Source organism: Aeromonas sp. AE23HZ002T15 (assembly GCF_054165525.2).
The window spans coordinates 1,964,726-1,984,402 of record NZ_CM201342.1 but is presented as its reverse complement, the minus strand read 5'-3'; the positions used below and the strand labels follow the sequence as shown (position 1 = coordinate 1,984,402).

17 protein-coding genes are annotated in these 19,677 nt (G+C 62.5%); 12 read left to right on the top strand and 5 right to left on the bottom strand.

All coding sequences use genetic code 11. From position 1 onward, the window contains the following. Positions 1–476 precede the first annotated feature (476 nt). The 4 genes from ACT5M9_RS09115 to ACT5M9_RS09100 all read left to right on the top strand — a co-directional run bounded on the left by ACT5M9_RS09115 (position 477) and on the right by ACT5M9_RS09100 (position 4,507). On the top strand, positions 477–1,901 hold the full coding sequence (locus ACT5M9_RS09115; protein WP_457981916.1) for an ammonium transporter: 1,425 nt from the start codon (positions 477–479) through the stop codon (positions 1,899–1,901). A gap of 295 nt (positions 1,902–2,196) precedes the next feature. Then, positions 2,197–3,549 (top strand): 23S rRNA (uracil(1939)-C(5))-methyltransferase RlmD, encoded by a 1,353-nt coding sequence (gene rlmD, locus ACT5M9_RS09110; protein ID WP_457981917.1) that lies wholly within the window; start codon positions 2,197–2,199, stop codon positions 3,547–3,549. 188 nt (positions 3,550–3,737) lie between these two features. Further along, positions 3,738–4,250 carry a GNAT family N-acetyltransferase gene (locus tag ACT5M9_RS09105; RefSeq protein WP_457981918.1) on the top strand — a complete coding sequence of 171 codons (513 nt, stop codon included), beginning with the start codon at positions 3,738–3,740 and terminating at the stop codon, positions 4,248–4,250. 74 nt (positions 4,251–4,324) lie between these two features. Continuing rightward, the gene (locus ACT5M9_RS09100; protein ID WP_457981919.1) at positions 4,325–4,507 is read left to right on the top strand and encodes a DUF5363 family protein; all 183 of its coding nucleotides are present in this window, start codon (positions 4,325–4,327) and stop codon (positions 4,505–4,507) included. Here ACT5M9_RS09100 and tppF read toward each other — a convergent pair. Continuing rightward, a complete protein-coding gene (gene tppF, locus ACT5M9_RS09095; protein WP_457981920.1) occupies positions 4,476–5,090 on the bottom strand; it encodes a type IVa pilus pseudopilin TppF in 615 nt (204 codons plus the stop codon). The two genes, ACT5M9_RS09100 and tppF, sit on opposite strands and share 32 nt — an antisense overlap. Before the next feature lie 40 nt (positions 5,091–5,130). Between tppF and ACT5M9_RS09090 the strand changes: the two genes are divergently transcribed. The 7 genes from ACT5M9_RS09090 to deoD all read left to right on the top strand — a co-directional run bounded on the left by ACT5M9_RS09090 (position 5,131) and on the right by deoD (position 12,361). Then, positions 5,131–5,919 carry a TatD family hydrolase gene (locus ACT5M9_RS09090; protein ID WP_457981921.1) on the top strand — a complete coding sequence of 263 codons (789 nt, stop codon included), beginning with the start codon at positions 5,131–5,133 and terminating at the stop codon, positions 5,917–5,919. 213 nt (positions 5,920–6,132) lie between these two features. Continuing rightward, positions 6,133–7,407 (top strand): NupC/NupG family nucleoside CNT transporter, encoded by a 1,275-nt coding sequence (locus ACT5M9_RS09085; protein ID WP_438550726.1) that lies wholly within the window; start codon positions 6,133–6,135, stop codon positions 7,405–7,407. Positions 7,408–7,530: 123 nt separating this feature from the next. Next, entirely contained in the window at positions 7,531–7,701 is a 171-nt protein-coding gene (locus ACT5M9_RS09080) for a XapX domain-containing protein (RefSeq protein ID WP_349919750.1), read from the top strand. A gap of 391 nt (positions 7,702–8,092) precedes the next feature. Continuing rightward, on the top strand, positions 8,093–8,866 hold the full coding sequence (gene deoC / locus ACT5M9_RS09075) for a deoxyribose-phosphate aldolase (protein WP_438550725.1): 774 nt from the start codon (positions 8,093–8,095) through the stop codon (positions 8,864–8,866). A gap of 83 nt (positions 8,867–8,949) precedes the next feature. Then, positions 8,950–10,281, top strand: coding sequence for a thymidine phosphorylase (deoA, locus tag ACT5M9_RS09070; RefSeq protein WP_457981922.1), 1,332 nt, complete (start codon positions 8,950–8,952; stop codon positions 10,279–10,281). A 14-nt stretch (positions 10,282–10,295) separates the two neighbouring features. Next, positions 10,296–11,504 carry a phosphopentomutase gene (locus ACT5M9_RS09065; RefSeq protein WP_457981923.1) on the top strand — a complete coding sequence of 403 codons (1,209 nt, stop codon included), beginning with the start codon at positions 10,296–10,298 and terminating at the stop codon, positions 11,502–11,504. Positions 11,505–11,647: 143 nt separating this feature from the next. Beyond that, entirely contained in the window at positions 11,648–12,361 is a 714-nt protein-coding gene (gene deoD / locus ACT5M9_RS09060) for a purine-nucleoside phosphorylase (RefSeq protein WP_457981924.1), read from the top strand. A gap of 99 nt (positions 12,362–12,460) precedes the next feature. Here the strand turns inward: deoD and ACT5M9_RS09055 are convergent, their stop codons facing one another. The 4 genes from ACT5M9_RS09055 to ACT5M9_RS09040 form a co-directional block, all read right to left on the bottom strand. Next, entirely contained in the window at positions 12,461–13,402 is a 942-nt protein-coding gene (locus ACT5M9_RS09055; protein WP_457981925.1) for a DUF2950 domain-containing protein, read from the bottom strand. Beyond that, entirely contained in the window at positions 13,402–15,099 is a 1,698-nt protein-coding gene (locus tag ACT5M9_RS09050; protein ID WP_457981926.1) for a DUF3300 domain-containing protein, read from the bottom strand. The genes ACT5M9_RS09055 and ACT5M9_RS09050 overlap by 1 nt, the downstream gene beginning before the upstream one ends. 451 nt (positions 15,100–15,550) lie before the next feature. Further along, positions 15,551–17,806 carry a sensor domain-containing diguanylate cyclase gene (locus ACT5M9_RS09045; protein ID WP_457981927.1) on the bottom strand — a complete coding sequence of 752 codons (2,256 nt, stop codon included), beginning with the start codon at positions 17,804–17,806 and terminating at the stop codon, positions 15,551–15,553. A 65-nt stretch (positions 17,807–17,871) separates the two neighbouring features. Beyond that, positions 17,872–18,480 (bottom strand): AhpA/YtjB family protein, encoded by a 609-nt coding sequence (locus ACT5M9_RS09040; protein WP_438550718.1) that lies wholly within the window; start codon positions 18,478–18,480, stop codon positions 17,872–17,874. A gap of 177 nt (positions 18,481–18,657) precedes the next feature. Between ACT5M9_RS09040 and serB the strand changes: the two genes are divergently transcribed. Further along, entirely contained in the window at positions 18,658–19,662 is a 1,005-nt protein-coding gene (gene serB / locus ACT5M9_RS09035; protein ID WP_457981928.1) for a phosphoserine phosphatase SerB, read from the top strand. Positions 19,663–19,677 lie beyond the last annotated feature (15 nt).

Sequence of the window (19,677 nt, the reverse complement as noted above, 5' to 3'; positions counted from 1 at the left end):
GCAAGGGGTGAGCCCCAGCCAGTATCACCCGGATCGTCTCGTGCTCGCCAGCCTCCCCCTGCCCGTATGGGGGCCGGGGCTAACATCGCTGCAGTGCATCAGGCATCAGTGCTTTGGTGAATCAGTACCTCGGCAACACCTGCCGCCAGCCCAATTCATCTCCGCATTCTGTGACCCCGTCCCATCTTGGTGCGGCCCCAGGCGGCTGCACAGCGGGAGTGCGATCCCGTTCCTGTTTGTGGCCAGGCTGCGCCATCATGGTGCATCACTCGTCCAGCCTCATTTCAAGGTATTGAAATATAAGAATTATATTTTTTGGCCTGCTTTATGCTTTGAAGCAATCATGTCGCCATGATGATCCCGCCGGGATCGGCAGAGGGGCAATACCGGTTTGACGATGTGAGTAAATAGCCAGTTTGACATTCATATCAGGAAATGGACCCGGACAGGTGCCGGGACGACAAGGAGAGGGCTGTATGTTCAAGAGACTCGTAATGACTGGCCTGCTGGCGCTGGGCGCCACCATGGCCGCCCCCGGTTGGGCCGAAGAGGTGGCCGCGCAGGCCGATGTGGTGCAGGCGGCGGCCGTTACCATCAACAAGGGCGACAACACCTGGCTGATGGTGGCCGCGACCCTGGTGATCCTGATGTCCATCCCCGGGCTGGCCCTGTTCTACGGTGGCCTGGTACGGGCCAAGAATATGCTGAGCGTGCTGATGCAGGTGTTCACCCTGTTCTGCCTCATCACGGTGCTCTGGGTCGTCTATGGCTACTCCCTGGCCTTCACCGAGGGAGGCGCCTTCTACGGCTCCTTCGACAAGGTGTTGCTGATGGGGATCACTCCCGAATCCATCGGTGCCACCTTCAGCAAGGGGGTGGGGATCAGCGAATTCATCTTCGTGGTGTTCCAGGGGGCCTTCGCGGCCATCACCTGCGGCCTCATCGTCGGCGGCTTCGCCGAGCGGATGAAGTTCTCGGCGGTACTGCTGTTCGCGGTGATCTGGTTCACCTTCGCCTACATCCCGATGGCGCACATGGTGTGGTACTGGGCCGGCCCGGATGCCTATACGGATGCGGCCGCCGCCGAAGCGGCCGGTGCCACCGCCGGTTACCTGTTCCAGCACGGCGCCCTAGACTTTGCCGGCGGCACAGTGGTGCACATCAACGCGGCGGTCGCCGGTCTGGTGGGGGCCTTCATGGCGGGCAAGCGGGTGGGCTACGGTCGTGATCCCATGACCCCCCACAGCCTGACCATGACCATGATAGGGGCTGCCCTGCTCTGGTTCGGCTGGTTCGGCTTCAACGCCGGCTCCGCGCTGGAAGCGAACGGTACCGCCGCCCTGGCCCTGATCAATACCTGGGTGGCACCTGCCGCGGCCGCGCTGTCATGGACCTTCGCCGAATGGCTGATGAAGGGGCGTCCCTCCCTGCTGGGGGCGGTATCGGGTGCGGTCGCTGGTCTGGTGGCCATCACCCCGGCGGCCGGTTTCGTCGGTGTCGGTGGTGCCCTCATCATAGGGCTCTTGAGCGGTGTCGCCGGTCTGTGGGGGGTGCACGGTCTCAAGCGCCTGCTGGGGGCCGATGACAGCCTGGACGTGTTCGGCCTGCACGGGGTGTGCGGCATCCTCGGTGCCGTGCTGACCGGGGTGTTTGCGAGCCCGGATCTGGGTGGGACCGGGGTCTGGGACTATGTGACCAACCAGGTGGCCGAGGGCTACTCCATCCTGACCCAGGTGAAGATCCAGGTGATCGGCGTGCTGGTGACGGTGGCCTGGACCGCCCTGGTCTCCGCCGTGGCCTACAAGGCGGTGGATCTGCTGGTGGGCCTGCGGGTGAAGGAAGATGCCGAGCGCGAAGGACTGGATGTGACCAGCCATGGCGAGAAGGCCTACAGCTTGTAACAGAAGCTCCCATTGAGAAGCTTGCCGCCGGGCGCTGCCCGGCGGCTTTTTTATTCCCGGCGTTTCGTATCCCGTCGTCGTCTCTTCGGTTCTTCCAAGTCTCGCCTCGGCTGTTGCCCGGGGGCGGCCCGAAGCGCTCCTCCCCTCTCATCGCGAACGTCTCTTCATCTGCGCAACGACGCGTTTTTATGCCTGCATTTTGTGTGGATCTCCGCTAAACTCTGCCACCCTTTATTCGGGGTAGCCGGGCTTGCCCTGTTTCCATCCTCTTTTACCTATGCCTTCGGAGCCGCTCATGCCGTTAGTGGGACACCAACATCAGATCGATATTCTGGAACTGACCGACAAAGGGGATGGCAAGGGACGCCTGTTCGATCGCCCCCTGTTTGTCGAGGGGCTCTTGCCCGGTGAGCAGGCGCTGGTGGAACTGACCGAGGTCAAGCCGAACTACCTGCACGGCAAGCTGGTGGAGCTGACCCAGCCGTCCGCCGATCGGGTGCCGGATTTTTGCCCCAACACCGAGTGCGGTGGCTGCCAGGTACGCCCCCTTGCCTATCCGGCCCAGCTGGCGCTTAAGCAATCCCTGGTGCAGGGTGCGCTGGATCAGGCCGGCCTGGTGACCCAGGTCAACCCCATCCTCGGTATGGACAGCCCGTTTGCCTATCGCAACAAGGCGCAGTATGCGGTGCGTGGCACAGACGCCGGCGCCGAGATCGGCTTCTATCGCAAGCACTCCCACGACCTCATCACCGCCGACGACTGCGCGGTGCAGGACTCCCTGCACGTTGAGCTCAATGCCCGGGTACGCAATTGGATGCGCGAGCACGAGATTGCTGCCTATGACGAGGTGAACCACAGCGGCTGCGTGCGCAACCTGATGACCCGCAAGGGCTTCAAGAGCGGCGAGCTGATGGTGGTGCTGGTGACCCTGGGCGAAGAGCTGCCGTTTGAAGCCGAGCTGCTGGCCGCCCTGGCGGATCTGCCCATCACTACCCTGGTGCAGAACATCAACGACGAGCGCACCAACCGCATCTTGGGGGCGAACAACCGGGTGCTGCTGGGGGAGGGGGTGATCCGCGACAAGATCCACGAGCTCGCGTTCGAGATCTCCCCGCTCTCCTTCTTCCAGAACAACCCGAGCCAGACCGATGTGCTCTACTCCAAGGCCCTCGACTACGCCGAGCTGACCGGCAGCGAGACGGTGTTCGACATCTACTGTGGCATCGGCACCATCTCCCTGTTCCTGGCGGCCAAGGCGGCCAAGGTGGTCGGCATCGAATCGGTGGAGAGCGCCATCCAGGATGCCCGTCGCAATGCGGCCCTGAACGGCATCGAACACACCGAATTCCACGTGGGCAAGGCCGAGCAGCTGATGCCGGAGCTGCACGCCCAGGGGGTGAGCGCCGATGTGGTGGTGATGGATCCGCCCCGCAAGGGCTGTGACAAGGCGGTGCTGCAGACCCTGGTGGCCATGGCGCCGCGCCGGCTGGTCTATGTCTCCTGCAACCCCCAGACCCTGGCCCGTGACCTGGCCTGGCTGGTCAAGCATGGCTTCGTGCTGGACGAGGTGCAGCCGGTGGACATGTTCCCGCACTCCATGCATGTAGAAGCCGTCGCCCGTCTGAGCCTGCCTGCCAAGGCCGATTGACGTCGGGCCGACAGGCATTTTGCCGGTGGCCATGTTCCACCGGCTCCATGCAGGTAGAAGCCGTCGCTCGTCTGAGCCTGCCTGCCAAGGCCTGCATTGAATTAGCCAGATGGCTCTGATAAAAAACGACTCCAAATGGAGTCGTTTTTTATGACCGCCACCGGGTGGTGGGGAAGGAGCAATCAGGGATGAGTATTCGTGTGGCCGTCGTGGAAGACGCTGCCGCGCTGGACAGCTTCTTCCAGCAGTTGGACAAGGAGACCCGCTTCATGCTCTATGAGGCGGGAGAGCGACCATCGGATGTCGAGGGGCAGCGTCAGCGCCTGACAGCCATGGCGGCCAGCCCCAACCAGCGCATCTGGCTGCTGGAACTGGCCGGTGAGATACAGGGCTTCGCCGTCATGATAGGGGGCGGCCTGCGGCGCAACCGGCACTGTGCCCTGGTGGTGATGGGCCTGCGTCAGAGCGCACGAGGTCAGGGTTGGGGTGAGCGCTTGCTGACAACCCTGATTGCGGCCGCGCCGGGGTGCGGCATCAGCCGGCTGGAACTGGGGGTGATGGCGGACAACGAGCTGGCTCACGGCCTCTATCGCAAATGCGGCTTCGTTGACGAGGGGCTGCGGCGGCGAGCCTATCGGCTGGCAGACAGAGAGGTGGACGAGATCAGCATGGGCCTGTTGTTGCCGTCGGGTCGTTCATAATCGACCCGCAACGGCGTGACGACGGGCTAGTCAGGGGCAGACAGGCTGCCTGCGTTGGCAATAAGGAGCAGAAGATGAAAGGCGTGTTGCTGAATTGGCTGGCTCGCTACGATGCCTGGTGCCAGGAGTGGGGACTTGTCCAGGAGAACCGGCGCTGCTGCGTGCCGGTACGCCGGGATGAGGAGGAGCTCAAGCCGCCGGTAATGGCAGAGGAGCCCTCATCTCTCACCGAAAGTTGCGAGTCACGGCGCCGGTGACGCTGTTGTAATCGAAGCCGAGCCCGTCTGGATAGGCGGGGAAGCGGCCGATGGAATCTCGCAGGATATAGCGGCAGTTGTCGTGGCGCAGGTTGCCAGCGGTTTGATGGTCAGCCGGGATAAGCCGGGAGATATAGTCGCTGTCCGAGTCGGTGTGTAGCTCATCGGCCGCCGTCTGATCGGTGTCGAGCAGGCCGGTGAACAGGCTCTCGCAGTCGTCCCTGCTGCTGACGGAGATCTGATCGCTGTCTCCCCCCGGGAATATGGTGTCCGGCCCCTGGCCCCCCTGATCCTCCTTGGTGCCCACCGGCCAGCCCAGGCTGTTGATGTCGAGATCCTGCCTGCCCATGCCGCTAAAGTTATAGAGTGCCAGCGGCTCTCCCTTCACCTTGACGGCCCAGCCAGCATGAGCCAGTTGCACGGCGCTGGAGAAGCTGCCCGCGGTCGCCGCCACGCTGCTCTTGAGCGCATCGTCCTGCACATTGATGAAGCGGGGCAGGGCGGTGACCGCCAGGATCCCCAGTACTATGATGACCAGCACCAGTTCTATCAGGGTAAAGCCCCGGGAAGCGCGTTTTGACATTGAATCAACCCATTAAATACGACAAACAGGTAAGCGTGACATGCAACTGATCGACACCCATTGCCACCTCGATTTTCCGGTCTTCGATGGGGATCGGGAGGCGCGGCTGGTGGCGTGGCGCCAGCTGGGGGTGGGGGAGTATATCATCCCCGCCGTGGGGGAGGAAAACTGGGACAGGGTGATGGGGCTGGCCGAGCGCCATGCCGGCATTGCCTATGGCCTCGGTATCCATCCCTGGTATGTGGGGGCCCAGACCGAGGGCGTGCTGGCGCGACTGCATGCCCTGCTGGCGAGTGAACCCCGCGGCCTGGTGGCCATCGGCGAGTGCGGGCTGGATCTGCGCAGCCAGGTGCCGCAGGCGGGGCAGGTCGAGTCGTTCGAGGCGCAGATAAGGCTGGCCATGGAGTTCGATCTGCCGCTCATCGTCCACTCGGTGCGGGCCAACGACACTGTCGCCAAGATCCTGCGGCGCTTCAAACCAGCCTGTGGCGGCGTGATCCATGCCTTCGGCGGCTCCTTGCAGCAGGCGGAAGTCTTCTGGCGGCTCGGCTTCAGGTTGGGGATCGGGGGGGTCATCAGCTATGAGCGGGCCAACAAGACCCGGGAGGCGGTGCGGGAGATGCCGCTGGAGGCGCTGCTGCTGGAGACGGACGCCCCCGACATGCCGCTGCAGGGGCAGCAGGGAGAGCCGAACACCCCGGCCAGCCTGCTGACCATCATCCAGTTGCTGGCGCAATTGCGGCAGCAACCGCTGGCGGATGTTGCTTCGGTGTTACGTGAATCCACCTTGCAGGCTTTCCCGCGGCTCAACATGGCAATTAACACTTGATTAACTATTGATAGCGCTGTGATGAAAAATAGGGCCCATAAAAATCGTTTGCGCTCTAATTAAACGATGTCCGGCCCGTTTCGGGCTTATAAAATGTGACCAGCATTCTACTTTGTCGCACCGTAATTAGTATAATGCGCACCCTTGATTAACGGCTGCAAGACACAAAACGTTAACAAGCTGGAAGGTGCTACTTAAGAGGAAGTGTTAATAATGAATCTGATTATGGGTCTGGTAGGGATGGTCACGCTCATCCTTATCGCGGTGCTGTTCTCCAGCAATCGCAAGGCAATCAAAGTTCGTACCGTGGCGGGTGCCTTTGCCATTCAGGCTGGCCTGGGTGCATTCGTGCTCTACGTCCCGGTGGGCCGCGACATTCTGGTGGGCGTCTCCGATGCCGTCTCCAGCGTCATCGGTTATGGCCAGAACGGCATCGAATTCCTGTTCGGTGGTCTGGTCAGCAACAAGATGTTTGAAGTGTTCGGCGGCGGCGGCTTCATCTTCGCCTTCCGGGTTCTGCCGGTCATCATCTTCTTCTCCTCCCTGATCGCGGTTCTCTACTACCTCGGCATCATGCAGTGGGTGATCAAGCTGCTGGGTGGTGGCCTGCAGAAGGTGCTGGGTACCTCCCGTACCGAATCCCTGTCTGCGACCGCCAACATCTTCGTGGGCCAGACCGAAGCCCCGCTGGTGGTACGTCCCTTCATCTCCAAGATGACCGACTCCGAGCTGTTCGCCGTCATGTGTGGTGGCCTGGCCTCCGTTGCCGGCTCCGTGCTGGCCGGCTACGCCTCCATGGGCGTCAAGATGGAATACCTGATCGCCGCCTCCTTCATGGCTGCACCGGGTGGCCTGCTGTTCGCCAAGCTGATCGTGCCGGAAACCGAGACCCCCAACTACGACGAGAACGCCGCCGATGGCGAGCTGGACGACAAGCCGGCCAACGTGATCGACGCCGCCGCCGCGGGTGCCTCCGCCGGTCTGCAACTGGCCCTGAACGTGGGGGCCATGCTGCTGGCCTTCATCGGCCTCATCGCCATGATCAACGGTATCTTCTCCGGTGTGGGTGGCTGGTTCGGCATGCCTGAACTGTCCCTGGAACTGCTGCTGGGCTGGCTGTTCTCCCCGCTGGCCTTCCTGATCGGGGTACCCTGGAACGAAGCCATCGTTGCCGGTTCCTTCATCGGTCAGAAGCTGGTGGTGAACGAGTTCGTGGCCTACCTGAACTTCGCGCCTTATCTGAAGGATGAGATGCTGATCAACGGCGTGGCCATGTCCGACCACACCAAGGCCATCATCTCCTTCGCCCTGTGCGGCTTCGCCAACCTGTCCTCCGTCGCCATCCTGCTGGGTGGTCTGGGCTCCATGGCACCGAACCGCCGCGGCACCATCGCCAAGTTCGGTCTGAAGGCCGTACTGGCTGGCTCTCTGTCCAACCTGATGTCTGCCACTATCGCAGGCTTCTTCCTGGCACTGACCGCCATGTAAGATTTACCTGATACAAGGGTAAAGACGAACGCCACAGCGAAAAGCTGTGGCGTTCGCGTTTGGAGCGGTGACAACCGTTTTCCTGCTTAAACTAATAAAAAAATGAGTCAAATCGGAGGTTATATGAATGAAGTGCTACTGGCGATGGCAGCCGGCTTTCTTGTTGGCGTGTTGTTTTCTTTCCTCAAATTGCCTATTCCGGCACCACCGGTTCTGTCCGGCGTGATGGGCATAGTCGGGGTCTATCTGGGGGGGATAGCCTACTCCTGGATCCTGACCAAGTTCTTCTCTTAAGCACTTTCCAGACCCGGTTTTGCCAGATGTGAGGTACCTCTGAAATTGGCAAATCCGGCTTGCAAACACGGGGTATCTCGGCTGAAATAGGCGATGCCAGCAGGGTGCTGGCATTGACTAATACCCGCTCAAGTCGGGTGTTGGCGGTCAAATGGAATTGATTGGGAACTCGGGTCAGCGGTTGTCGGCCTTTCTCAAGTCTTCATGGAACCAAGTCCGCACTTTTGTAAGAAAGTGACAGGGCTCTTGCCTTATTTGCAGCCGTATTGCCTGTGCATTTTGCGCTGCAATTCCATATCCCCTTTACCCGGGATCTTCACTTGCCGATCCTGCTGGTTCGGCGGATGCTGATCGCTGGTATTGGGAATCATCGAGACTTTGGAGACATAGCATGACCGATCTGAAAGTGGCCGCCCAACGCGCCCTGAACCTGATGGACCTGACCACCCTGAACGATGACGACACCGATCAGAAGGTGATCGACCTGTGCCGCAAGGCCAAGTCCCCGGCCGGCCTCACCGCCGCCGTCTGCATCTATCCCCGTTTCATCCCCATCGCACGCAAGACCCTGCGTGAGATCGGCGCCGCCGACGTGCGTATCGCCACCGTGACCAACTTCCCCCACGGCAACGACGACATCGAGATCGCCGTGGCCGAGACCCGCGCCGCCGTCGCCTACGGTGCCGACGAGGTGGACGTCGTCTTCCCTTACCGCGCCTTCATGGCCGGCAATGAACAGGTTGGCTTCGATCTGGTCAAAGCTTGTAAGGAAGCCTGCGGCACTCAAGCCCTGCTGAAGGTGATCATCGAGACCGGCGAGCTGAAGGAAGAGGCGCTGATCCGTCGCGCCTCCGAGATCTCCATCGACGCCGGTGCCGACTTCATCAAGACCTCCACCGGCAAGGTGCCGGTGAACGCGACCCCGGAAGCGGCGCGCATCATGATGGAAGTGATCAAGGCCAAGAACCCGAAAGTGGGCTTCAAGCCGGCGGGTGGCGTGAAAGACGCCGCCGTGGCGGGTCAGTACCTGGCCATGGCCGAAGAGATCCTGGGTAAGGACTGGGTCTCCCCCCGCACCTTCCGCTTCGGCGCGTCCAGCCTGCTGGCCAGCCTGCTGGCGACCCTGGGCCACGGCGACAAGCCGGCCAACACCAGCGGTTACTAAGTCGCGGCAGGGGACGGCACGCCGTCCCCTCATCGGATCCTGTTCGGTCTGTGTTCGTGCGTGACGCACGGAGGGAATGAAAGATGTTTTTGCCTCAAGAAATTATTCGCAAGAAGCGCAACGGTGAGGCGCTCAGTACCCAAGAGATTCAATTCTTCGTCCAGGGCATTACCAACAACACCATAGGCGAAGGGCAGATCGCGGCGCTCGCCATGGCGGTCTACTTCAAGGACATGACCATGGATGAACGGGTGGCCCTGACCTGTGCCATGCGCGACTCCGGCATGGTGCTCTCCTGGGATCACCTGAACCTCGGCGGCCCCATCGTCGACAAGCACTCCACCGGCGGGGTGGGTGACGTGGTCTCCCTGATGCTGGGCCCCATGGTCGCCGCTTGCGGTGGCTTCGTCCCCATGATCTCCGGCCGTGGCCTCGGTCACACCGGCGGTACCCTGGACAAGCTGGATGCCATCCCCGGCTATCAGACCTCGGTCGACAACGATCGCTTCCTGAAGGTGGTGAAAGAAGCGGGTGTGGCCATCATAGGCCAGACCGGCGATCTCGCCCCGGCGGACAAGCGCATCTATGCGGTACGCGACATCACGGCCACCGTCGAATCCATCGCCATGATCACCGGCTCCATCCTCTCCAAGAAGCTGGCCTCCGGCCTCGAAGCCTTGGTGATGGACGTGAAAGTGGGATCGGGCGCCTTTATGCCGACGTTTGAAGCATCTGAGGAGCTGGCCAAGAGCATAGTCGCCGTGGCCAACGGCGCCGGCTGCCGTACCTCGGCGCTGCTGACCGACATGAACCAGGTGCTGGCCTCCAGCGCCGGCAACGCCGTGGAAGTGCGCGAAGCCGTGCGCTACCTGACCGGCGAGTACCGCAACCCGCGCATCCACGAAGTGACCCTGGCCCTGTGCGCCGAGATGCTGATCTCCGCCGGCCTCGCCAGCGATGACGCCGATGCCCGCGCCAAGCTGCAGGCGGTGTTGGACAACGGCAAGGCGGCCGAGATCTTCGGTCGCATGGTCACTGGCCTCGGTGGTCCGAGCGACTTCATGGAGCGCTACGACAGCCATCTGCCGAAGGCGGCCATAGTACGTCCCGTGTTCGCACCCAAGAGCGGTTTCGTGACCGCCATGGATACCCGCGAGCTGGGTCTGGCCGTGGTCGCCATGGGTGGTGGTCGCCGCGCCGCCGGCGACAAACTCGATTATGCGGTCGGTCTGACCGACTTTATCCGCCTGGGTCAGAGCGTCGATGCTGACAAGCCGCTCGCGCTGATCCACGCTCAAACCGAAGAGCAATTCGCTCAGGCTGCCAGCATGGTGCAGGCGGCTGTCAGGATCGGCGACACCCGACCAGAGGCTCTGCCCGAGGTCTATCGTCGCATCGGTCTGGCTGATTTGTAACAAGGGGAAGTCCCATGAAACGTACCTTTATTCTGATGATGGACTCTTTCGGTATTGGCGCTGCCGCCGATGCCGAGAAGTTCGGAGATGTGGGCGCCAACACCCTTGGCCATATCGCCAAGGCCTGTGCCGACGGTAAGTTCGAGGGCCGCGGCCCGCTGAACCTGCCGAACCTGAACAAGCTGGGCCTGGGCCATGCGGGGGAACTTGCCTCCGGCATCTTCCCGGCTGGCCTGAAGAAGGACATCGAGGTGATCGGCGCCTACGGCTTCGCCCAGGAGCTCTCCTCCGGCAAGGACACCCCGTCCGGCCACTGGGAGATCGCCGGCGTGCCCGTGCTGTTCGACTGGGGTTACTTCCACGATCATCACAACAGCTTCCCGCAGGAGCTGCTGGATGCCATCGTCGAGAAGGCGGGCCTGCCGGGCTACCTCGGCAACTGCCACGCCTCCGGTACCCAGGTGCTGGACGATCTCGGTGAAGAGCATATGCGCACCGGCAAGCCGATCCTCTACACCTCCGCCGACTCCGTGTTCCAGATCGCCTGCCACGAAGAGACCTACGGCCTCGAGAAGCTCTATGAGCTGTGCCACATCGTGCGTGAGCTGCTGGAACCCTACAACATCGGTCGCGTCATAGCCCGTCCGTTCGTGGGCACCGGCAAGGGCAACTTCAAGCGCACCGGCAACCGTCACGACTACTCAGTGCTGCCGCCGGCGCCGACCGTGCTGGACTTCATGAAGGATGCGGGTGGCCAGGTGGTCTCCATCGGCAAGATCGCCGACATCTACGCCCAGCAGGGCATCACCAAGCAGGTGAAGGGCACAGGCCTGACCGAGCTGTGGGACAGAACCCTGGAAGAGGTAAAGGCCGCCGGTGACAACACCATCGTCTTCACCAACTTCGTGGACTTCGACTCCTCCTACGGTCACCGCCGTGACGTCAAGGGCTACGCCGACGCACTGGAGTACTTCGACTCCCGTCTGCCGGAGCTGTTCGAGCTGCTGGAAGATGGCGATGTGGTGGTGCTGACCGCCGACCATGGTTGCGATCCGACCTGGAGCGGCACCGATCACACCCGTGAGTACATCCCAGTGCTGTTCTACGGCAAGCCGGTCAAGGCGGGCTCCCTCGGTCGTCGCGAGACCTTCGCCGACATCGGCCAGAGCATCGCCGCCTACCACGGTCTGCCGAAGCTGCAATACGGTACCAGCTTCCTGTGAGGCAGGCTCCGGGCGGCGCCGCACGGACCGCCCGGGTTGCACGGCAGGGCCCGGGTCCTGTAAGTTACCCGCCCGCCGCCGAGAGGTGGCGGGCAACCCAATAAAGACAATAAAACTCAACCTAGTGTGAAGGAATTAAGAGAATGGCAACTCCTCATATCAATGCGAAAGATGGCGCCTTTGCTGACACCGTACTGATGCCGGGCGACCCCCTGCGTGCCAAGTACATCGCCGAGACCTTCCTGGATAACGTGGAGCAGGTGTGCGACGTGCGCAGCATGCTCGGCTTCACCGGTACCTACAAGGGCCGTCGCATCTCCGTCATGGGTCACGGCATGGGCATCCCGTCCTGCTCCATCTACGCCAAGGAGCTGATCACCGACTACGGTGTGAAGACCCTGATCCGCGTGGGCTCCTGTGGCGCCGTCCGTGAAGACGTGAAACTGCGTGATGTGGTGATCGGCATGGGTGCCTGCACCGACTCCAAGGTCAACCGTCTGCGCTTCAAGGATCACGACTTCGCCGCCATCGCCGACTTCGATCTGGTAGCCAATGCCGTGCAAGCCGCCAAGAACAAGGGCGTTGCCGTGCGCGTTGGCAACATCTTCTCCGCTGACCTGTTCTACACCCCGGATCCCTCCATGTTCGACGTCATGGAAAAATACGGCATCCTGGGTGTCGAGATGGAAGCCGCCGGCATCTACGGCGTGGCCGCCGAGTACGGCGCCAAGGCGCTGACCATCTGCACCGTCTCCGATCACATCCGTACCGGTGAGCAGACCACCTCCGAAGAGCGTCAGCTGACCTTCAACGACATGATCGAAGTGGCGCTGGACTCCGTGTTGCTGGGCGACTGATCCCAGGCTTCGGCTCCACGCAAGAACGGCGACCCCAGGGTCGCCGTTTTTTTATGTCTCATTTAATAGGGGGGAAGCCCGGAGGGGAGATAGGGAGACCTAATCACCCTCCTTGCTAACTACCAGCGACCAGCTCTTGTCGGGATCGAACAGCTGGATCGCCTCAACGGCCGTTGCCGTGTCGGTGCCCAGATCCTTTTGATAAACCCGCCCCTCGTGATTCACCATGAAGGTCATCACCCCACTGGCGGCATAATCGGCCGGCCAGGCGATCAGGGCGACACCGTCTCGTAATTGCCCGTCGACAAAGTACTCTTTCGCTCCCCCATCGGCAGCGGCTCCCTGGGCATACAGGATGCGGTAGTAGTAGCCATGATAGGGGGTGCGTTGACCCACCACGGCCTTGTAGCCCTCTGCCGCGGCACTGACGACCTCCTCTCCGGCCGGGCTTGCTGGTTCCCCCTTGCCCACGGGCCAATAGAGCCCATTTTGTTGCCCGGCATCACTGCGCAGTTTTGCCGCAAAGAGCCCCGCCGTTTGGCCATCATGTCCCACGGCGGCGTACTCTAGCTGTGCGTCGATGAAGCCACGGCACACCGCGATCGCCCCCAACTCATTTCGACCGATGCGGCGATAGACGATCTCTTTGGCACCTGCGGCGCCATCGAGATACCACTTGCCATCTGCGGCCACGAGGGGGATTGGTAGTGGCCAATCAGACTCCCCCACGACCAGTATCATTTTATCCTTACTTTCGGCCACTAGCTGGTGCTTGCTCTTGAAGCTCGCGACGAAGGCGGCGCGATCATTGGCATCGGCCACCTCATCCCCCGAGCTGATGGCCTCCTCACTCTTTTCGCCGAGCAACTGCGTCAGTGCGCTGACATCGTTCTTCTCCAGGGCCGTGATCAGGGCCTGCACTGCCTCATCCGGGGTGGCGAAGGTGCGCGGTGCCATGGCGCTCGCATCGCTGGCGCAGACCAGGGCCAGCAGGGCCAAACCCCATGAGGGGGCCCAACTCCATTTCAACAAACGCTTCATTATCGCGTACTCCGTCTGGGTTGAGTGTTGCGCCCGGTATGCGCTCTATTAGCCATACTTTCACGCCCACGTTGGCTGGCGGCGCGCTCGGTTCTGCCCGTGTTATGTACCCCCTGGAAGGCACTCCTCGAGGTTGGGGCCGAGGCCACAGGTGCCCTGCGGGTTGCAGTCTGTGCCGTGATCTTGTTGTGAGTGGCACGTGGTTGGACATAGCCGCGGTCACGGGCTCCAGCGGTCTGTGGCGTGATTTGCTGCCGCTTGACCCTGTCTCCTGCGTAGTTGCCCTGGCGTGGCGTGCGTTGGGCCACATTCGCCTCCCTGTTCGCCTGTCTAGCATCGCGCGTTACCTTGGCACTTTCGCTGTTGAGTTGGCGGTTGGCCCCCGCATAGGTTCCCTTTGGCGCGGTGACGCGAGCCTCCCTGTTCGCCTCATTGACGGCGCGCGGTGCGCCAGCGTATTCGCCTTTAGGCTGGCGATTGATCCCCGCATAACTCCCCTTCGGTGTGATACCTCGCTGTCCCACCCCCGCCTCGTTATTGCGCGAGCGTTGTCCCAGGGTAGCCAGCTCAGGGCGGTTGGGGCGGGCCGCCGTGATGGGACTGTTGGTCTGGCGCAGGTAGTTATTGGGGCCGCGCTCAAACTTGTTGAAGTAATCGTTCCCCTTGGCGTTGATATAAATATTGTTGTTAGAGCCCCGCTGATAGTTGACCGGACGGTTGTACCCGCTGGTGGGACGAAAACCATTGCCATAGTTGGGGTGGTAAGGATAGGGAGCGTAACCACTGGGATAACCCGATCCCCACCTTGGGTAGTAATAATCGTCATCATCGTCGTCGTTGAAGACCTCGTTGACCAACATGCCCGCGCCAAAGGCGAGCAAGCCCGTCACGACCATATCACCGCGGTCGTATTCGTTATCGTCGTCGTGATCGTCATGTTCCACCACTGTCGTGGTCGTTGTCGCAGGCACGGTCGTTGTGGTGGTTGCTGTGGTCACCGGTGCCGAGGCCGGCCCGGCAGCGGGCGGGCTATAGACGGCGCTCGGGTCGTATTGTGGGACATAAACGACGTCAGGGTTGGCAGGCGCAATGGTGACGATCTGCTGATTGTTCTGCTCATCCTGGGCTACTTTCATCTGTTCCGAGTCTTTCAGGTTGCCCACCTCCATCGCTTGCTGGCGCAGGCGCTGAACGGCGGCCAGTACGCCCGGTTCATCGGCCAGGAAGGCACTGCCCAGCTCAGTCGTCCAATCCATCTTCAAGCACATCATGTCCATGACGGTCGGGAAGTGCATCAGCGACATGGTCGGCGGTGTAAAGCCCAGCGGCGCAATGGCGGCGGTCAGCTCTTTCCCTTTGAGATTAGGGTGGGCGACCAGCCAGTTGCCGGCATCGAGCACCTCTTGCGGATTGGTGGCGCTGGCCAACACCTGAGACAATACCGCATCCGGGTAAAGCGCTACGGGCGCGAGCAGGGTCTCGAGCGCCTCCGGGGTATATTTCGATGCGGGTGCGCTAACGGGCTGCCCTTGCGGTGCGATCGCCGGGCTGGCAGCGCTGGTTGGGCTGGCGGCAGAGGCCGCGCTGGGTTGAGCATTTTGCGTGACGGCAGGCGGCTCCTCTTTGCAGGCAGCCAATACCGTGCTGAGGGCGATCACGGCCGCCAACACGCCATGGCGAAATCTGGGTTGCTTCATGATCTTGCTTCCTTCTGCTGGAGTGGCTGATGCACCTCTTGCCCGATGATTTCCACAAATGTTGTATCTCATCGCATTCAATGCGGGGGTTGCATACCGAAAACATAAACCACGAATCGGGATCACACCCAAAACCGGCTGGAAAGGCGTGAAAAATGCGTTTGTTTCTGTCTCAAGCCAAGCCTGAACAACTTGTAATGACACACTGACGGCGGTGCGGGAGGGGACCGCAGCAACGGTTGTTACTGCCGTGAATGCCAGCAGACCATCGCAGTGGAAAGTAAGAAAGAGGATGCCTTAGGTACCGCTTGCCAGAAGCAAGACGGTTCCAGGGAGATCGTCTCGGATTGAGTTCTTGAGGCGCTGCTGAGACAGGTCAGTTCGTGCAGCCTTGAGGATAATGCTGGGCAACAAACAGGGAGGCATGATGCCTCCCTGTTTGTTTGAGGCCTTATGCCTGGCCGAAGTCGAGGGCGAAGCGCCCCTTGCCAGCCTGCTTGGCCCTGTACATGGCGGCGTCGGCCCGGTGCAGCAGATCGTCGATATGGCAGAACTGCCCCGACGGGCAGAGTGCGCCCCCTATGCTGCCGGCGAGGGGGAGCGCGTGGCCGGCCACGTCGGCGGGGATGGCCATGGCCGCCAGCAGCCGCTCGCACAGGGCGGGCAACTCCTGCTCCGGCTGGCGCAGGGCCGGCAATATGATGGTGAACTCGTCACCGGCGAGGCGGGCCACCATGTCACCCGGGCGCACCTCGGCATTCAGTACGCTGGCGAAGCGCTGCAGCAGGGCATCGCCGACATGGTGACCCAGCCTGTCGTTGATCCCCTTGAAACCGTCGAGATCGAGAAACAGCAGGCCCAGGGGGGCGCCGTTCTGGTGGACGCGTTCCAGCTCCCGGGAGAGGCGCAGGGTGAAGGCGCGCCGGTTGGGTAGGGCGGTGAGGGGATCGTGGGCCGCCTCGTGCTCCAGCTGGTTCTGCAGCGCCCTGAACTCCGTGATGTCGCTGCCTAGGATGTAGACGCCGGGCTCGTCACTGCGGCTCGGGATCAGGGTGATCCTGAGATCGCGGGTGCCGATGGGCAGGGTGAATCTGTGCTCGAAACTGAGTTGTTCCCCGGCCAGGGCCCGCGCCACATGGGCCATGGCCATGGCGTAAGCCTCCGGGCCTATCACCTCCCTGATGCTCATCTCTCGCATCGAATCGGCATCCAGTCCGAAATAGTGGCAATAGGCCTGATTGGCAAACAGATAGCGCCCCTCGGGCGAGATCATGCTGATGGTCACCGGCAGGCCGTCGGTGATGGCCCGCAGCCTGGCCCGGCCACGCTCTATCTCGGCCAGCACCCGGCGGCGCGCCGTGATGTCGTGCAGGAACAGGGCGAGTCGCACCTTGCCGTCGAACTGGTAGCGTTCGGCGATCACCTCGACCGGGATCCGCTGGCCGCTGCGCGTGCCCAAATCGCACTCCAGGCGCCGTGGCGGGCTTTGCGGGGACTCCAGCAGGGCGAGCAGGGGATGCCCGGCCTCAAGCAAGCGGGGCAGGTGCTGGCCCAGCACCTCCTCCGCATGCCAGCCGAGCAGGGTGGTGGAGGCGGGATTCCAGCCGGTGACGACGAGGGATTCGTCGAGTTCTAGGAAGGCGTTGCTGGTGTGTTCCAGCATGTATTGCAGGCGACGCTGCTCCTGCCACAGGCGCTGCTGGACGGCGCCGCGCTCCTGCATCTCTAGGTGCAACTGTTCCACCGTGTTCGACAGCTCGCGGGTGCGCTCGCGCACCTGCTGCTCGAGGCCGAGCTGCAGTCGCAGCAACTCGGCCTCGGCCTGCTTGCGTTCGGTGAGATCGGCAAACACGGCGATCATGTGGGGGGCCGTGGTGCGGCCCTGGCACAGGGTCACGCTGAGTTGTACCCAGCACAGGCTGCCGTCGGCCCGGACCATCCGCTTCTCCAGCCGGTAGTCCTGGCTCTTCCCCGCGACCAGCGCATTGAACAGCGACTGCTCTCGCGGCAGATCCTCGGGGTGGGTCATGGTGTGCCAGGTACGTCCCAGCATCTCCTGCTCGCTGTAGCCGAGCAGTCGCTCCAGCCCCGGATTGGTCCTCAGCCACCTGCCCTCGAGGGAGGAGTGGGCCATGCCCACCGACGACTGGTTGAAGGTGAGGGTGAAGAGGTGCTCCTTGTCCTCCAGTGCCTGATTCAGGCTGCGAACCTGATGGCGTCGCTCCAGATCGTGCAGGGTGTTTTCCACCAGGTGGCCGAAGTCATCGAGATCGCGGCAGGCGTCGTCGTCGAGACGATGAGTCTCATGGCCCACCAGGCAGAGGGTGCCGAGCACCACCCCATCGAGGGCGCGCAGAGGGCGGCCGGCATAGAAGACGACCCTGGGATCCCCCGTCACCAGCGGGTTGTCGGCGAAGCGGGGATCGAGACGGGCATCCGGCACCTGCATGATGTCGGGTTGCAGGATGGCGTGGCCGCAGAAGGATTGTTCCCGGCTGATCTCGCACAGGCTGATCCCGGTACGGGCGAGAAACCACTGCCGGTTCACGTCGGTCAGGGAGACCATGGCGATGGGCTGCGAGAAATGGCGGGTGATGAGCCGGGTGAGGCGATCCAGCTGATCGATGGGTTCTCGGTCGAGCAGGCCGAGGAGACGCAGTCGTTCCAGTCGACTGTGCTCGTCCAGCGGCAAGGGGGGGGCAATCATGTGGCTCTCCTGCCAGTCATCCTGTCAGAGTTATATACAAGGTGGCTGGTGCGATCTACCCCCCTTTATTGTGGCGCTGCAGGTTTGCTCTGCTTCTTGTGCTTGCGCACCCGCATGTAGTTGCGACGCACACCGTAGGAGATGAGCAGGCCGGCCAGCAGCATCACCAGCAGCATCAGCCGCTGCTTTTCCTGGTTCACCTTGAGGTGGGTATCCTGCCTGGCCAGCAGCTTCTGCTCCTCCAGGGTGATCCTCAGGTAGCCCAGGGTCAGGTTGCCATCCTGCACCTCCTGCACGAACTGGATGCGCCCCTTGCCCTGCTCCGGCAGGGACTTGTTGTCCGCGCCTATGGGCAGCAGGCTCTCCAGGGGGACGGCCTGATCCGACTGGGCGAGGGGGATGCCGCGGGCATCGTAGAGGGTGACGTCCAGGATCTCCGGCTCGGCGGCCAGATCCTGGGCCAGCCGCTCCAGCTCGCTCTCGTTGTCTTCCTTGATCCAGCGCCCCATGTCGCGAGCGGCATAGGAGACCAGGGCCTGGGCGCGGTCACGGGCCTCGCTGTGCAGGGCGGCCTGGCTCTCTCCCTGCATGTGGATGAGCAGCACCAGCACCCAGAGGCCGAGCAGGGTGCCGGCCGCCAGACTGATGACGCGTTTGATGGGAAGATGACGCAAAGCCCGAACCTCTTGCGATGGGTGATGCCAGGAGTGTGCCGGAGTCAAACCGCCAGCGACCCGGTCTGACACTGTTCACCCTGGCGGATCAATGGCGGGATCTTGGCGCTTGCCTGTACAAAAAGCAATACGCTACTCTGGGCCAGCATTTTGAACCCCAAGGAAGGCGTCTCTCTTATGTTGTTGTCCCAGCTCCCCCCCACGCTGTCTGCCTGGCCGGCGGCCCTGTGCTCCGCGCCCCACTGGCTGCTGACTCCCGAAGCCTTGCTCCCCGTGGATGAGTCGCAGGATGCCGCCTGGCTGGTCCTGTTTGGCAAAGGACTGGGGGCTCACCATCTGGATCGGCTGGCCGCCCTGCTGGCCCGTCATGAGGTCAGCACCAGCCTCTATCCTCCGGCTGAGCAGGCGGGCGTCCCCCTGTTGCTGCTCGGCACCAGCCACTTCTCTCCCGAACTGGTGCAGGGGATCAAGGCCGAGTCATGGGACATCGATCTCTGCCATCTGCCCGTCCTGCCGAGCCTGAACGAACCCGGCCTGCTGGTGATGGACATGGACTCCACCGCCATCCAGATCGAGTGCATCGACGAGATCGCCCGCCTGGCCGGGGTGGGGGAGCAGGTGGCCGCCGTGACGGCGGCGGCCATGCAGGGCAAGCTGGAGTTCGCCGACAGCCTGCGCAATCGGGTCGCCCTGCTGGCGGGGGCGCCGGTGGCCATTCTCGACGAGGTGGCGGGGAACATGCCCTGGATGCCGGGGTTGCGATTGATGGTCGATACCCTGAAGGGATCGGGTTGGAAGGTGGCGATCGCCTCCGGCGGTTTCACCCGCTTCGCCGGTGAGTTGCAGCGGGCCCTGGGGCTGGATGCCGTCTTCGCCAACGAGCTGGCCCTGGACGGCGACAACCTGAGTGGCAAGGTGAGCGGCCGCATCGTCGATGCCGCCGTCAAGGCAGAGGTGCTGCAACGGCTGGCGGCAGAATACGGCATCTCCCCCGCCCAGACGGTGGCGGTGGGGGATGGGGCCAACGATCTCAAGATGATGGGGGTGGCGGGGCTCGGCATCGCCATCCATGCCAAGCCCCTGGTGCGGGCGCAGGCAGCCGCCACCCTCAACCACCACGACCTCGAGGGGGTGATCTGCCTGCTCGGGGCCCTGGCCTGTCGCGATTTGCGCTGGTGCTGACCTCGGTCAAGGAGG